Origin of the sequence: Methanocaldococcus lauensis (genome assembly GCF_902827225.1) — an archaeon.
Taxonomy (GTDB): Archaea; AGJL01; Methanococci; order Methanococcales; family Methanocaldococcaceae; genus Methanocaldococcus; species Methanocaldococcus lauensis.
Genome location: NZ_LR792632.1, coordinates 889,022 through 901,755 on the forward strand (window position 1 = coordinate 889,022; position 12,734 = coordinate 901,755).

General features: G+C 28.5%; 17 protein-coding genes and 1 tRNA gene. 9 read left to right on the forward strand and 9 right to left on the reverse strand.

Annotation, left to right across the window (positions count from 1 at the left end):
- Complete coding sequence (locus KMP69_RS04915) at window positions 1–927, forward strand: calcium/sodium antiporter (RefSeq protein WP_214399361.1); 927 nt, start codon at window positions 1–3, stop codon at window positions 925–927.
- Window positions 927–2,396 carry a fumarate reductase (CoM/CoB) subunit TfrB gene (tfrB, locus tag KMP69_RS04920; protein WP_214399362.1) on the forward strand — a complete coding sequence of 490 codons (1,470 nt, stop codon included), beginning with the start codon at window positions 927–929 and terminating at the stop codon, window positions 2,394–2,396. The genes KMP69_RS04915 and tfrB overlap by 1 nt, the downstream gene beginning before the upstream one ends.
- A gap of 7 nt (window positions 2,397–2,403) precedes the next feature.
- Here tfrB and KMP69_RS04925 read toward each other — a convergent pair whose 3' ends face one another.
- The 6 genes from KMP69_RS04925 to KMP69_RS04950 form a co-directional block, all read right to left on the reverse strand.
- Window positions 2,404–2,832: a hypothetical protein gene (locus KMP69_RS04925; protein WP_214399363.1), complete on the reverse strand. Its 429-nt coding sequence runs from the start codon at window positions 2,830–2,832 to the stop codon at window positions 2,404–2,406.
- 15 nt (window positions 2,833–2,847) lie between these two features.
- On the reverse strand, window positions 2,848–3,768 hold the full coding sequence (locus KMP69_RS04930; protein ID WP_214399364.1) for a methanogenesis marker 7 protein: 921 nt from the start codon (window positions 3,766–3,768) through the stop codon (window positions 2,848–2,850).
- A gap of 25 nt (window positions 3,769–3,793) precedes the next feature.
- Window positions 3,794–4,192 (reverse strand): DUF2209 family protein, encoded by a 399-nt coding sequence (locus tag KMP69_RS04935; protein WP_214399365.1) that lies wholly within the window; start codon window positions 4,190–4,192, stop codon window positions 3,794–3,796.
- A 29-nt stretch (window positions 4,193–4,221) separates the two neighbouring features.
- Entirely contained in the window at window positions 4,222–5,001 is a 780-nt protein-coding gene (locus KMP69_RS04940; RefSeq protein ID WP_214399366.1) for a hypothetical protein, read from the reverse strand.
- 18 nt (window positions 5,002–5,019) lie between these two features.
- Complete coding sequence (locus KMP69_RS04945) at window positions 5,020–5,448, reverse strand: translation initiation factor IF-2 subunit beta (RefSeq protein ID WP_214399367.1); 429 nt, start codon at window positions 5,446–5,448, stop codon at window positions 5,020–5,022.
- Between the two features lie 80 nt (window positions 5,449–5,528).
- A complete protein-coding gene (locus KMP69_RS04950; RefSeq protein ID WP_012980299.1) occupies window positions 5,529–5,714 on the reverse strand; it encodes a 50S ribosomal protein L37e in 186 nt (61 codons plus the stop codon).
- 220 nt (window positions 5,715–5,934) lie between these two features.
- Here KMP69_RS04950 and KMP69_RS04955 point away from each other — a divergent pair.
- From KMP69_RS04955 to KMP69_RS04975, 5 genes are all read left to right on the forward strand, one after another.
- Window positions 5,935–6,009, forward strand: a tRNA-Cys gene (locus KMP69_RS04955).
- Window positions 6,010–6,180: 171 nt separating this feature from the next.
- Window positions 6,181–6,627 carry a 30S ribosomal protein S19e gene (locus tag KMP69_RS04960; protein WP_214399368.1) on the forward strand — a complete coding sequence of 149 codons (447 nt, stop codon included), beginning with the start codon at window positions 6,181–6,183 and terminating at the stop codon, window positions 6,625–6,627.
- Window positions 6,628–6,638: 11 nt separating this feature from the next.
- On the forward strand, window positions 6,639–6,968 hold the full coding sequence (locus KMP69_RS04965) for a DNA-binding protein (protein ID WP_214399369.1): 330 nt from the start codon (window positions 6,639–6,641) through the stop codon (window positions 6,966–6,968).
- Window positions 6,969–6,974: 6 nt separating this feature from the next.
- Entirely contained in the window at window positions 6,975–7,568 is a 594-nt protein-coding gene (locus tag KMP69_RS04970) for a DUF7411 family protein (RefSeq protein WP_214399370.1), read from the forward strand.
- 9 nt (window positions 7,569–7,577) lie between these two features.
- Window positions 7,578–7,733, forward strand: coding sequence for a 50S ribosomal protein L39e (locus KMP69_RS04975; RefSeq protein ID WP_214399371.1), 156 nt, complete (start codon window positions 7,578–7,580; stop codon window positions 7,731–7,733).
- A gap of 1 nt (window position 7,734) precedes the next feature.
- On the opposite strand, the gene KMP69_RS04980 is transcribed toward KMP69_RS04975, so the two are convergent.
- A complete protein-coding gene (locus KMP69_RS04980; protein ID WP_214399372.1) occupies window positions 7,735–8,160 on the reverse strand; it encodes a UPF0146 family protein in 426 nt (141 codons plus the stop codon).
- An 82-nt stretch (window positions 8,161–8,242) separates the two neighbouring features.
- Between KMP69_RS04980 and KMP69_RS04985 the strand changes: the two genes are divergently transcribed.
- Window positions 8,243–9,238, forward strand: a complete 996-nt coding sequence (locus tag KMP69_RS04985) for an outer membrane lipoprotein-sorting protein (protein ID WP_214399373.1) — start codon at window positions 8,243–8,245, stop codon at window positions 9,236–9,238.
- Window positions 9,239–9,250: 12 nt separating this feature from the next.
- On the opposite strand, the gene KMP69_RS04990 is transcribed toward KMP69_RS04985, so the two are convergent.
- A complete protein-coding gene (locus KMP69_RS04990; RefSeq protein ID WP_214399374.1) occupies window positions 9,251–10,006 on the reverse strand; it encodes an ATP-binding protein in 756 nt (251 codons plus the stop codon).
- A 97-nt stretch (window positions 10,007–10,103) separates the two neighbouring features.
- Here KMP69_RS04990 and KMP69_RS04995 point away from each other — a divergent pair, with 97 nt between their 5' ends.
- Window positions 10,104–11,216 (forward strand): pyridoxal phosphate-dependent aminotransferase, encoded by a 1,113-nt coding sequence (locus tag KMP69_RS04995; RefSeq protein ID WP_214399375.1) that lies wholly within the window; start codon window positions 10,104–10,106, stop codon window positions 11,214–11,216.
- Window positions 11,217–11,318: 102 nt separating this feature from the next.
- On the opposite strand, the gene KMP69_RS05000 is transcribed toward KMP69_RS04995, so the two are convergent.
- Window positions 11,319–12,599 (reverse strand): APC family permease, encoded by a 1,281-nt coding sequence (locus tag KMP69_RS05000; RefSeq protein ID WP_214399376.1) that lies wholly within the window; start codon window positions 12,597–12,599, stop codon window positions 11,319–11,321.
- Window positions 12,600–12,734: the final 135 nt, after the last annotated feature.

Sequence of the window (12,734 nt, forward strand, 5' to 3'; positions counted from 1 at the left end):
ATGCTAATATTAGGAATATTTTATTTTTTATTAGGGCTTATACTGTTATATTATGGAAGTGATTGGTTTGTATTAGGTAGTGAGAGATTAGCAAAATATATTAATGTATCTAATTTTGTTATTGGTGCTACGGTAGTGGCTATGGGGACATCTCTACCAGAAATATTAACTTCTGTGTATGCATCTTATACTCATATTTCTGGAATAGCGATTGGAAACGCTATCGGTTCATGCATTTGTAATATTGGAGTAGTTTTAGGACTTAGTGCTATTGTAATGCCATTAAGTATTAACAATAATTTAAGAAGTAATATACTCTTTTATCTTTTGTATGTTATTCTTACGGCAATCCTTGGAGTTAATGGATTTTCTTGGATTGATGGAGCTATATTATTGGTAATTTTTTTAATATATTTAAGATGGACAATAAAAAATGGATATATTGATAACATAGAAATAGAGAAAATAGAGAAAGATATTGAAAAACATAATATTTCCTTAGCCTTTTCGTTAGTTTTATCAATTGTTGGATTAATTGGTGTTTTAGTAGGGGCAAAACTATTTGTTGATGGAGCAAAAAATATAGCTATTGCTTTAAATATCTCTGATAAAATTATTGGATTTACCTTAGTGGCTTTTGGAACCTCTGTTCCTGAGTTGATGGTTTCATTAGCGGCGGCAAAGAGAAATTTAGGTGGCATAATATTAGGAAATGTTATTGGTAGTAATATGGCAGACATTGGAGGGGCTTTGGCTATTAGTTGCTTATTTACCAATTTACCCTCAGCAAACATTCAAATGGTAATTTTAATAGTTATGAGTTTTTTAATATATCTATTTGCAAGATTTGGAAAGATTAATAGGTTGCATGGACTTATATTATTAATCATTTATATAATTTCAATAGCAACATTAAGGATGGGATAATGGTAAAAATAAAGATTAAAAGATGTGATGGAAAAAAAAGTTATTATGAAAGTTATGAAGTTCCAGAAGGTTTAACAGTGTTGGAGGCATTGGAATACATAAATAACAACTATGGAGCGAATATTTTGTTTAGGGCTTCTTGTAGAAATGGACAGTGTGGTTCTTGTGCAATGACTATAAATGGAGAGCCAAAATTGGCGTGTGAGACAAAAGTAAAGGATAATATGGTTATTGAACCACTAAAAGGATTTAAAGTTATTATAGATTTAATTGTCGATAGGGAATCATACTACAAAAAATTATTAAATATAAAAAATTATTTGATAAGAAAAGAGTATCCAAAAGATTTAGAGATAATTCCTCAAAAGTATGTTGAAGAAAATAAAAATTTAAGGGGATGTATAGACTGTTTATCTTGCCTATCTATATGTCCATCAAGAGAAGTAAGTGACTATCCTGGACCAACATTTATGAGACAGCTTGCAAGGTTTGCCTTCGATAGGAGAGATGAAGATAATAGAGAAATAACTGCATATTTTGAAAATATTTACAATTGCACAACCTGTGCCAAGTGTGTTGAGGTTTGTCCAAAAGAGATTGACATAGTTCATAATGCAATAGAAAAATTGAGGGCGTTATCATTTAGTAAAGGTTATTTAATAAAGAATCACTTAAAAGTTAGAGAGAATGTTTTAAAATACAATAGGAGTGTTGTTGAGGAAAATACACCACTATTAAAGCAAGTAAATAACATTTATGAAGCAGAAAATGAAAAGTTAAGAGTAGCGTTTTTTACCGGCTGTTTGGTAGATTTCAGATTACAAGATGTTGGTAAAAATGCTATAAAGGTTTTAAATGCTCATGGTGTTTCTGTATATATACCAAAAGAGCAAGTTTGCTGTGGTTCTCCATTTTTTAGAACTGGACAGAGAGATGTCGCTGAAAAGTTAAAAAAGAAAAATTTGGAGATATTTAATAAATTAGATGTTGATTATATAGTTACTATATGTGCTGGCTGTGGTTCAACATTAAAAAATGATTATAAAGAGAGAGAGTTTGAAGTTAAGGATATTACAGAGGTTTTAACTGAGGTTGGCTTATTAAAATACAAACCACTGAAAATTAGAGTAACCTATCACGATCCATGCCATTTAAAGAGGGGACAAGGAATATATGAGCAACCAAGAAAAATAATTAAGAGTATTCCAGAAATTGAATTCATAGATATAGAGGCGAGATGTTGTGGAGCTGGAGGAGGCGTGAGAAGTGGAAAGCCAGATATTGCATACTTAATTGGTAAAAGAAGGGCTAAGATGATTTATGATACTAATGCAGATGCAGTAATTACAGTTTGCCCATTTTGTGAGTATCACTTAAAAGATTCCTTAAAAAAATACAAAGAAGAAAATAACTTAAAAAAAGACATAGAAGTTATGAATATTGTTTCATTACTAAGTAAAGTGATTTAAAATAATTCTAAATTCCAACATATATTTTTTTGTCCAATACTTCTATAACTTCCTTTTCTCCTTCTGGCATCTCTTCAACTATTTCAATATAATCTCTATTAGCAATATCATTGCTTAAAACATTTAGTATATATTTTAATTCTTCATCGTCAGTATAAATCTTTGCTTTAACCTTAAACTTCCTTGCCAATCTTGCAATATCTCTCAACGCTAACTTTGCCTCAGTGAGTAATTTTAAATACTCTTTTGCTTTTTTTAACTGTTCCTCTTTTCCAATTAAGACAGGATATTTTACATTATAAAATTCATCCTCTCTAACATCAAATTTTACATCACATAGTTCTATTAATCTGGCGATTATTGACTGAGGCAAACCTGGAGGAAGAACTAATTCCTTTTCATCAATATCATAGCATTTAAAATTAAAGTTACTCATAATATTTCCCCCAAATTATTCATTCTTAATGTGCATTTCAAATTCTACTTCTGACTTTGGCTTTATCTTTATAAGTATATAATTCTTCATTTCACTTCTTTTAATGTTTGCAATATCTTTCAAAATGTAATTTTTAACTTTAACTTCTTTTATATTATCAACAAATTTATCATAATCTAACTTAACTCTCAGACCATCCAACTGTGTAACTATTGGCATAGGAGATAGTATAGAATATATTTCATCAACTTGCTTTTCAATTTCATCTTTAACGACTACTGGTGGAACGATTGGAGGATCGTAAGACAATTCTTTTCTTTTTTCATTTATAAGTTCAGTTATCACTTCAACCATTTTTCTTAAGGCTCTAATTTCTTCTCCATGTCTCAATCTATGACTTCTCCTTCCTAAATTACCAACATAAGGATAAGGAATATCTACCTTTTCAGGACCTCCAGTAACTACAACTGGAATATCTACATCAAATAAATGAGTTTTATCTTTAATACACGCTTCAAAATTACCCATTACATAAACAGCCAAATCATGCTCTTCTATTAATCTTTTCTCTTTTTCTCTTAATTGAGCAATATCTTTCCCTACTCCTCTTGCTAAGCCAATCATATTTGGCTTAGCTCCAAATCTTCTTAGGTATTCAGAAACATCACAGGCAATATGGGGGAGATGATGCCTTGACAAACTTGGGGCTACAACTGCTATTTCAGTTCCAGCCAATGGTGTTTCTATTATCTTCCCTTTATATTTCTTAGCCTCTTCTTTAAGATTTTCTAATTCATTTTGTGGAATAGCCAATGTCATATAAACATCTAACTGCATAATATGTTCCTGTAAGATAAAACCCCCAATATCTTCAATCCATTCTTTGAAAATGTTGTTTTTATAAACTCCTCCTTCATATCTAACTATTTCATACATCAAAATCACCAACAGTTATTTACAGTTATTTATTGTTTTTATTTTTACATATTTTCTGTTTTTCTATTAATATCTTTCTAACTGAATATGATACATGATGAGCAATATTTATAGCTTCAAACTCTCCCTGTGTCTTTGGATGAATAACTTCTTTTTTTAAAATAGTTGATATTATATCTTTAGATATATTAAAGAATTCCCCTTTTTCACAAAGGATATAGTCAAAATCTTTCCCAATTTTTTCAATTAGTTCTTTAACCTCTTTAATAATATCTCTCAACTTTTGAGATTCTTTCTCTTTAACCATAATATCTATTTTTTCAACATGGACAATTCTATCTGCCTTAATTTCTACTAAAACTCCAGCATAGACTCTAAAAAATTTATCATCTTCGTGATGTCTTCCAGAAATATCTATAGCCAATACTTTAATCTTATCACCTCAAAATAAAACTAAATAATATATACTAAACTTAAAAGTAGATGTTTATATACAGTTATAATGGCATGTAATAATGGAATGTTATATATTTGTGAATAGTAATATATTGCCCAATCAATAGGTTCTAACATTCCAGCAATGAAAATAAAAATAAATGAACATAAAATTAATGCCATAATTTTTTTGTAAGATATATTTTTTTTAACTATTGGACAAATCTTATTTGCCAACTCTAAGCCAACAACAATACTTATTGCAAATCCTAAAAACTCAAATAAACCATGAGGTAAAACAACGATTAAATCTAAATATTTAAGATTTATACCAATTAATCCAGTTAGAGGATTTATAACAGTGAATACAAACAGTATAAATAAATATTTTGTGTAGTTTTTAATTATCTCTTCTTTTTCTTTAATTGATCTTACTTTCTCTAAATCTTTTTTATATAAATATCCAAGTGCAGCTAAAGCAAAAATTATAATTAAACAACTGGTAAAATTAGAAATTATATAAGAAAAAGAGTAATCTAAATACATATTTTTAACGCCAACTGTTTTTGATATTGTATGAGAAACAGTAGTAAATTTAGCCGTTCCAATAGTTTGTGCAACTTTGGCTGGTTTTAATATATAATTATTTTTTAAAATAGTTGATAAATATAATAAAAATTTTCCAAGTGAAAATGAAAATAAAAACCCCGTCCAACATAAGAGATATGTTACAAAAACTTTTTTAATAATATTTAAAGACAGATATTTTATAAAATACTTTATCAATTTTTCCTTCATATTTTCACTAAATAATTGTTAAATCATTCTTATAGGTCTTATTGCCCCACAAGCCATACATTTGAGTAAATGAACTCTTCCCTCTTTGATAATTTTAGTATCTGGCTTACCGCACTCTCTACAAATAACATATTCCCTCAAGAAATCATTAATTCTTGATTTCAATAGTTCTGGGTTGATTTTTCTCTGAAGTATTAATCTACCTCCCTCTAAGTTACCAGCACTACCAGTTTCCTTTAAAAGATACTTAGCAAAGAATTCTTCATCCCTATTAACTGCCTTAGCTAATTCTCTAAAGTTTCTAATTATAGTTCTATTCCCTTCTATTAATATTTCAATTGGAGGGAGTTCAAATCTATCTTTCTGAAAAACATAATCTGGAATCTGACTTCTTGCTCTCTTTAATAACGTTTTATAATCGTAGTAATCGATATTTTCAAGACTCATATTATCACCACTATCTCAATATAAAAAACTAAAAAATAGTAAAATAAAATTTAATTTTTAGGTAATTTTAATTATTATTCTTATTTAATTCTCCTTCCATTAACTTTTTTGTTTTGCCATGAGTATTTTCTCATTCTTTTATTTGGATAACCACATGCAGCACATCTCTTTTTTCTTACATGGTATGCTCTTCTTCCACATCTCCTACATCTAATGTGATATGAACCTTTGTTTCTTTTACCCATTGATGGAGTACCTTTTGACATAATTTATCACCTTAAAATCTTAATTAGTGTTTATTTTTCAACTATCTAAAAATAATAAAAATTTTAAGATTAAAATATTAAATGATGTAATATTAAATTGTGCTATTTAAACTTTACTTTTATTGCGATATATTTCTACTTATATAAATGCTGAACCATAAAATTTATATATCACTTCTTTATAGTTAATGTATGCAAAGTATCTGATAGGATATAAAGAGCCGGGGTAGTCTAGGGGCTAGGCAGCGGACTGCAGATCCGCCTTACGTGGGTTCAAATCCCACCCCCGGCTCCATTTTTTTTATAGATTTTTTATTAACTAACAATGTTTCACTAACATTCTTTTTTTGTTTTTTATTTAGTAGGATAATAAGATATAAATATAACCTTACCAAATTAATACTAAGTCTTGTTTTATAATTTTAATTCATTTAAAATTAAAAAACTAATTGGAAGAGGTGTAAAAATGGTAACTGTCTATGATGTTCCTGCAGATAAATTAATCCAAAAAACTGCTGAAAAATTAAAAGAAATGGATATAGAAGTTCCAGAGTGGGTTCCTTTTGTTAAAACGGGAGTTAGTAGAGAAAGGAGACCTGAGCAAGATGATTGGTGGTATATTAGATGTGCTTCTATTTTAAGAAAAATATACATATACGGCCCTGTTGGAGTTTCAAGATTAAGAACAGCTTACGGTGGAAGAAAGAACAGAGGACACGAGCCAGAGCACTTTTATAAGGGTAGTGGAAATATTATAAGGAAAGCCTTACAAGAATTGGAAAAATTAGGTTTAGTTGAAAAGAGACCAGAAGGAAGAGTAATAACTTCAAAAGGTAGAAGTTTCTTGGATAACATTGCCAAAGAAGTTTATGACGAAATAGTTAAAGAAATCCCAGCTCTTGCTAAATACTAAGGGGATATTTTATGGATATTGAAGAAATTAAAAGAAAAAAACTTCTTGAATTACAAAAAAAATTGGCTGAACAACAACAGCAAGAAGAGGCATTGTTAGAGGCTGAACTTCAAAAAAGAGCATTATTAAGAAAAATACTAACTCCTGAAGCAAGAGAGAGATTAGAGAGAATAAGGTTAGCAAGACCTGAATTTGCCGAAATGGTAGAAGTTCAATTAATTCAACTGGCTCAACTTGGAAGATTACCTATCCCTCTAAAAGATAAAGAATTTAAAGCATTACTTGAAAAATTAAGTGCTATGACTAAGAAGAAAAGAGATATTAAAATCATTAGAAAGTGAAACAGTATGGATGTTTATGTTCTATTTAGTGGAGGGAAGGATAGTTCCCTATCGGCGGTTATATTAAAAAAACTTGGATACAATCCTCATTTAATAACAATAAATTTTGGTGTTATACCCTCTTATAAATTAGCTGAAGAGACATCTAAGATTTTGGGATTTAAGCATAAAGTTATAACATTGGATAGAAAAATCGTTGAAAAAGCGGCTGATATGGTTGTTGAATATAAATATCCCTCTCCTGCAATACAGTATGTTCATAAAACTGTCTTAGAAACATTGGCTGATGAATACAAGATTTTAGCAGATGGAACAAGAAGAGATGATAAAGTTCCAAAACTTAGCTATTCAGAAATTCAAAGTTTAGAGATGAGGAAAAATATTCAATATATAACCCCACTTATGGGTTTTGGATATAAAACCTTAAGAGATTTAGCAAATGAATTTTTCATAATGGAAGAGATAAAAAGTGGAACTAAATTGAGTTCTGATTACGAGGCTGAAATTAGGCATATTCTTAAAGAGAGAGGAGAAAATCCTGAAAGATATTTCCCTGAACATAAACAAACAAGAGTAGTTGGATTAAAAAAGGAAATTTAGGTGAGAAAAATGGGGAGTAACAAGCCATTAGGAAAAAAGTTGAGATTAGCTAAGGCTTTAAAGCAGAATAGAAGAGTTCCATTGTTTGTTATTGTTAAAACAAGAGGAGCTGTAAGATACCACCCAAAAATGAGATACTGGAGAAGAACTAAATTAAAGGCATAATTTATATGGATTTTTGTTTTCTATTTTCGTATATGTAAAACACTTCTCCTTTGTACGATTTTAATTTTAATCCTTCTATAACTTCCTCATTTAAAAGAGGTCTTATTATTAAATGGGCTTTAACTTTTTTTGATAAATTTAAAATATATATCTGTAAATCTCTTGGAGGTCTTATGGAATATATTAAATCAATATTTTTATATAGTTCAATATTCGGATTAAATAGATTATCTTCATAAGCGTTTAATCCTAACAGTTTACCTTTTTCAATAGATTTTTTATTAATATCTGTAACCATTACATCAAAATACTTACTTAACTCTTTTGCAATGTCAAATTTAAACCCAATCCCAACCTCAGCAATTTTTTTGATTTTATGTTTTTCTGCATAATTTTTTATAAATTCAACTATTACATCTACATTCATTTTATCACATCTTTAAAGATTTAGAAATGTTTAAATACTTATTTGTGTATAATTAATTTTCATTAAACTTTGGAGGGGTAGGATGAAATATAAATACATATTTCTTTCTCTATTTTTAGTTGTGGGTGTTTTCTTTGCAGGATGTACCCAGCAGATGAATGCAGATGAGATAGCAAAGAAAATGCAAGAAAAGTATAATAATATTAATACTATGGAAGGAAATATGATGATAACATTAACAGTAAATGGAATAACAAAATCAGTGGAATATAATTATGCTTTTAAAAAGCCAAATAAATTCTATATGGAAAATAAAGATATGTTGATAGTTTCAGATGGAAAGATAATGTATATTTATGATAAGAAGAGCAACAAATATATGAAAACAGAAATTAATGGAGAAGAAAATCCATACAACCCAGATTACGGGAAATTTATTAAAAATATGTTAAAGTTATATGATGTCAAATACTTAGGAGAAGAAACTTATGATAATAAAAAGTGCTATGTTTTAGAGTTAATTTCTAAAAAAGACCCAACAATTAAAATAAAAATGTATGTTGATGAAAATTACTGGCAGCCACTTAAAATAGAATCAAAAGATATGACTATTGAATATAAAAATGTTAAATTTAATGTAGATATTCCAGACAGTAAGTTTATATTTACACCTCCAAAAGGGGCTGAGTTAATAGGTTCTGGAAAAGTATTAACTTCAACTAATATAGATGAGATTCAAAAAGAGGTTAATTTCAAAATATTAGTTCCAAAATACACTGCAAATCTTAAACTACAAAGTGCTAAGTTAGTAAAACAAGATATAAATGGAGAAGAGTTCGAAATGGTTAATTTAATCTATGGAAATATGGGAGATTTAAATATTATAGAAATGAAAGATATAGGTAATCAGATAGATGTTGGAAATAAAATTACATTAAATAATGGAGTTAATGCTACAATCTATGAAAGTAATGGATATACATCATTAACATTCTCCTATAATGGAGTTAGAGTAAGTATAATGAGTAAATTAAGCAAAGATGAAGTAATAAAAATAGCAAATTCAATGATTGAGTAAAATCCATAATAATTATTTTTTAATTATTTTCTCAGCAATCTCTTCAACTTTTTTATAAACCTCATTATCCTCTGGAAGGTTCCAGAGAGGAATTCCTTTTAAGTCATATTCTGCTATTTCTTTGTTATAAGGAAGTTTTCCAATCAAATTTAAATTAAGTTCCTTTGCATACTCTTCAATTAATTTTTCATACTCTGGCTTAACCTTATTTGCCACTACATAAATATCTTTAAATTTAACCTCTAACTCATTAGCTAACTTTTTTATTCTCTTAGCAGTTCCTAAACCTCTTTTTGATGCATCAGTTATAACAATCATAACATCTACATTCTGAGTAGTTCTTCTACTAAGATGCTCTAATCCAGCTTCAGTATCTATAATTACAAATTCATAATATTTAGATAAATTATCAATTATCTGCCTTAGCCAGTTATTTACACTACAATAACAACCACTACCTTCTGGTCTTCCCATAACCAATAAATCATAATTATCTGTCTCAACTAAAATTTCGTATATTTTACTTTTTAAATAATCAAATTTTGTCATTCCTGAGGGTATTTCATTTTTTTCAATTAATTTTTTTAATTCCTCTCTAATATCTCCAACTGTCTTTTCTACCTCAACACCTAAGGTTTCTGGTAAATTTGAGTCGGGGTCAGCATCTACAACTAAGATACTGTTTGTTTTTTTAGATAACGCTTTAATTAATAATGTTGTAAATACTGTCTTACCAACACCACCTTTTCCACTAACAGCAATAATCATTTTATGTCACCATAGTAAAATATTTGATTTAGGTTGAATTTATTGGTATTAATAATTAATAATTGTTTGTTTTTAATATTTATAATGGTGATGTATAATGTTATCAAAGCGACTTTTAAATTTTGAATCATTTGAAGTTATGGATATTTTGGCTTTAGCTCAAAAACTTGAAAGTGAAAAAAAGGTTATACATTTAGAGATAGGGGAGCCAGACTTTAATACTCCAAAGTCAATAGTTGAAGAGGGGATTAAATCTTTAAAAGATGGATTAACTCATTATACAGACAGTAGAGGGATTTTAGAGTTAAGAGAAAAGATTAGCAATTTATATAAAGGTAAATATAAAACAGATATAAATTCAGATAACATAATCATTACTGGAGGTAGTTCTTTAGGATTATTTTTTGCTCTATCTTCAATAATTGATGAGGGAGATGAAGTTTTAATTCAAAATCCCTCATATCCATGTTATAAAAATTTTATTAAGTTTTTAGGGGGAAAACCAGTATTTTGTGATTTTACAGTTGAAAGTTTAGAAAAGGCAATATCTAATAAAACTAAGGCAATAATCATAAATTCCCCATCCAATCCATTAGGAGAGGTTGTAGATAAAGAGATTTATGAATTTGCTTATGAATATATTCCTTACATTATCTCAGATGAAATCTACAACGGCTTAGTTTATGAAGGAAAATGCTATTCAGCAATTGAGTTTGATGAAAATTTGGAAAAAACAATATTGGTTAATGGATTCTCTAAGCTTTATGCGATGACTGGATGGAGAATAGGCTATGTTCTATCAAACGAAAAAATTATTGAAGCAGTATTAAAATTACAGCAAAATTTATTCATCTCAGCTCCAACAATGTCTCAATATGCCGCGTTAAAGGCATTTGAAAAAGAAACTGAAAAAGAAATAAATAATATGATAAAAGAATTTAATAGAAGGAGAAAATTGGTTTTAAAATATGTTAAATATTTTGGATGGAAAGTTAATAATCCAATTGCTGCCTATTATGTATTTCCAAACATTGGAGAAGATGGGAGAGAATTTGCTTACAAATTATTGAAAGAGAAATATGTGGCTTTAACTCCAGGAATAGGTTTTGGAAGTAAAGGAAAGAATTGTGTTAGAATAAGTTATGCAAATTCTTATGAAAACATTAAAGAGGGCTTAGAAAGGATTAAAGAATTTTTAGATGAGAAATAAAGTATTTAAAGCTTTCTAAGCAGACTTTTAAATTTATGTTAAATAAAGAATTTAATTTATTAAGAAAGATTTTGGAGTTTAAATAAATTATCTTTAAATGCTTTAATTAAGTTTTAAGCTAAATGTTCTTCTTTTTCTATAGAAACACTCAAATAAAAATGCTAACAAAAATGTTATAATAATTCCATAGAAAGCCAGTTTATTGTTACACCATTGATAATATAAAAGGATTAAAAAAACAATAAATATTATAGAAAAATTAAATTTAAGAATCCATTTTTTTCCTCCAACTTCGTTTATAAGTTTGTAGTGAGACAGGATAACAAACAAATATATCATTATAAAGACAGCACTTGTTATTGAAGCTACCCCCTCCATATTAAAAAGTAATGCAAATAGATAACCTAAGATAGCGGTTATATACAACCCTTCAGAGGAGCCAAACCAAACTTTCCTTTCAAAAAATTCTGGCAACTCCCCCTCTTTTGCCAAAGCATAGGCAATATTAGCCCCACCATAAATTGTGGCGTTCATTGCTGAGGATATAGAAAATAACGCCCCAATAGATATTAATAAAAATCCTAAATTCCCCAAAACAGGTTTGGCTGCTACTGCCAAAGCATTTTCACTATATTTTATTAATTCATCAATTGGTAAAGAACCTAAAGCTACTACAGAAACTCCAACATATATAAACATCACAATAATAATACTAAGTAGTATCGCCAAAGGAACATTTTTCTTTGGATTTTCAATATGTTCAGATGCGTTAGTTATTACACCAAAACCCATATAGGATAAGAAAAATATAGCAGATGCTGAAAATAAACCAAATGTTGTGGAGTTGGGGGGATATAAATAAGAAGGATTTAAAACTAAAAATCCAGATAATATAAATAATAGGAGTATGGAAACTTTAATTGAAACAATAAGAAACTCAGCTTTTCCAACAGCTTTACTACCAAAAAAGTTTAATACCACAAAGAACGCTATTATTATTAATTCAACCAAACCTGTAGTTAATGGAGTTATGCTTATATTAACCAGAGGTAAAAAGTATCCTGCAAATCCTTTAGCAAATAAAGCTATAGAGATAACGTAACTCAGCCACATCAAAATAGCTAAAACCCCAGTAATTATACTATCTCCAAAGGCTTTGTGAATATAAGCTATAGGTCCAGCATCAGAAACAATAACTCTGCTTAACTTAATATATGAATAAGCTACTAAAAAAGCATAGATTCCTGCCAATACAAAAGATTCTGGTAATAAATTTCCAGCTATTTTAATACCTGTCCCAAATATGGAGAAAATACTTGCTCCTATCATTACACCAATGCCCATAGATACTGCCTCATATAAGGAAAGTTTTTTATTTTTCATACTACCCCCTAAAATAAATATAATGAGTTTATTGAGTTTATTTAAAGAATATATAAGAGTTTTATTAATTATAATAATATATTATGAAAACATATATTTTAACTTAGAATGGGACTTTCACAAAAATAGATACGT

Coding starts and splice junctions, on each gene's coding strand:
- KMP69_RS04915 (WP_214399361.1), top strand. CDS start 1: ATGCTAATATTAGGAATATTTTATTTTTTATTAGGGCTTATACTGTTA.
- tfrB (WP_214399362.1), top strand. CDS start 927: ATGGTAAAAATAAAGATTAAAAGATGTGATGGAAAAAAAAGTTATTAT.
- KMP69_RS04925 (WP_214399363.1), bottom strand. CDS start 2,832: ATGAGTAACTTTAATTTTAAATGCTATGATATTGATGAAAAGGAATTA.
- KMP69_RS04930 (WP_214399364.1), bottom strand. CDS start 3,768: ATGTATGAAATAGTTAGATATGAAGGAGGAGTTTATAAAAACAACATT.
- KMP69_RS04940 (WP_214399366.1), bottom strand. CDS start 5,001: ATGAAGGAAAAATTGATAAAGTATTTTATAAAATATCTGTCTTTAAAT.
- KMP69_RS04945 (WP_214399367.1), bottom strand. CDS start 5,448: ATGAGTCTTGAAAATATCGATTACTACGATTATAAAACGTTATTAAAG.
- KMP69_RS04950 (WP_012980299.1), bottom strand. CDS start 5,714: ATGTCAAAAGGTACTCCATCAATGGGTAAAAGAAACAAAGGTTCATAT.
- KMP69_RS04960 (WP_214399368.1), top strand. CDS start 6,181: ATGGTAACTGTCTATGATGTTCCTGCAGATAAATTAATCCAAAAAACT.
- KMP69_RS04965 (WP_214399369.1), top strand. CDS start 6,639: ATGGATATTGAAGAAATTAAAAGAAAAAAACTTCTTGAATTACAAAAA.
- KMP69_RS04970 (WP_214399370.1), top strand. CDS start 6,975: ATGGATGTTTATGTTCTATTTAGTGGAGGGAAGGATAGTTCCCTATCG.
- KMP69_RS04975 (WP_214399371.1), top strand. CDS start 7,578: ATGGGGAGTAACAAGCCATTAGGAAAAAAGTTGAGATTAGCTAAGGCT.
- KMP69_RS04980 (WP_214399372.1), bottom strand. CDS start 8,160: ATGAATGTAGATGTAATAGTTGAATTTATAAAAAATTATGCAGAAAAA.
- KMP69_RS04985 (WP_214399373.1), top strand. CDS start 8,243: ATGAAATATAAATACATATTTCTTTCTCTATTTTTAGTTGTGGGTGTT.
- KMP69_RS04990 (WP_214399374.1), bottom strand. CDS start 10,006: ATGATTATTGCTGTTAGTGGAAAAGGTGGTGTTGGTAAGACAGTATTT.
- KMP69_RS04995 (WP_214399375.1), top strand. CDS start 10,104: ATGTTATCAAAGCGACTTTTAAATTTTGAATCATTTGAAGTTATGGAT.
- KMP69_RS05000 (WP_214399376.1), bottom strand. CDS start 12,599: ATGAAAAATAAAAAACTTTCCTTATATGAGGCAGTATCTATGGGCATT.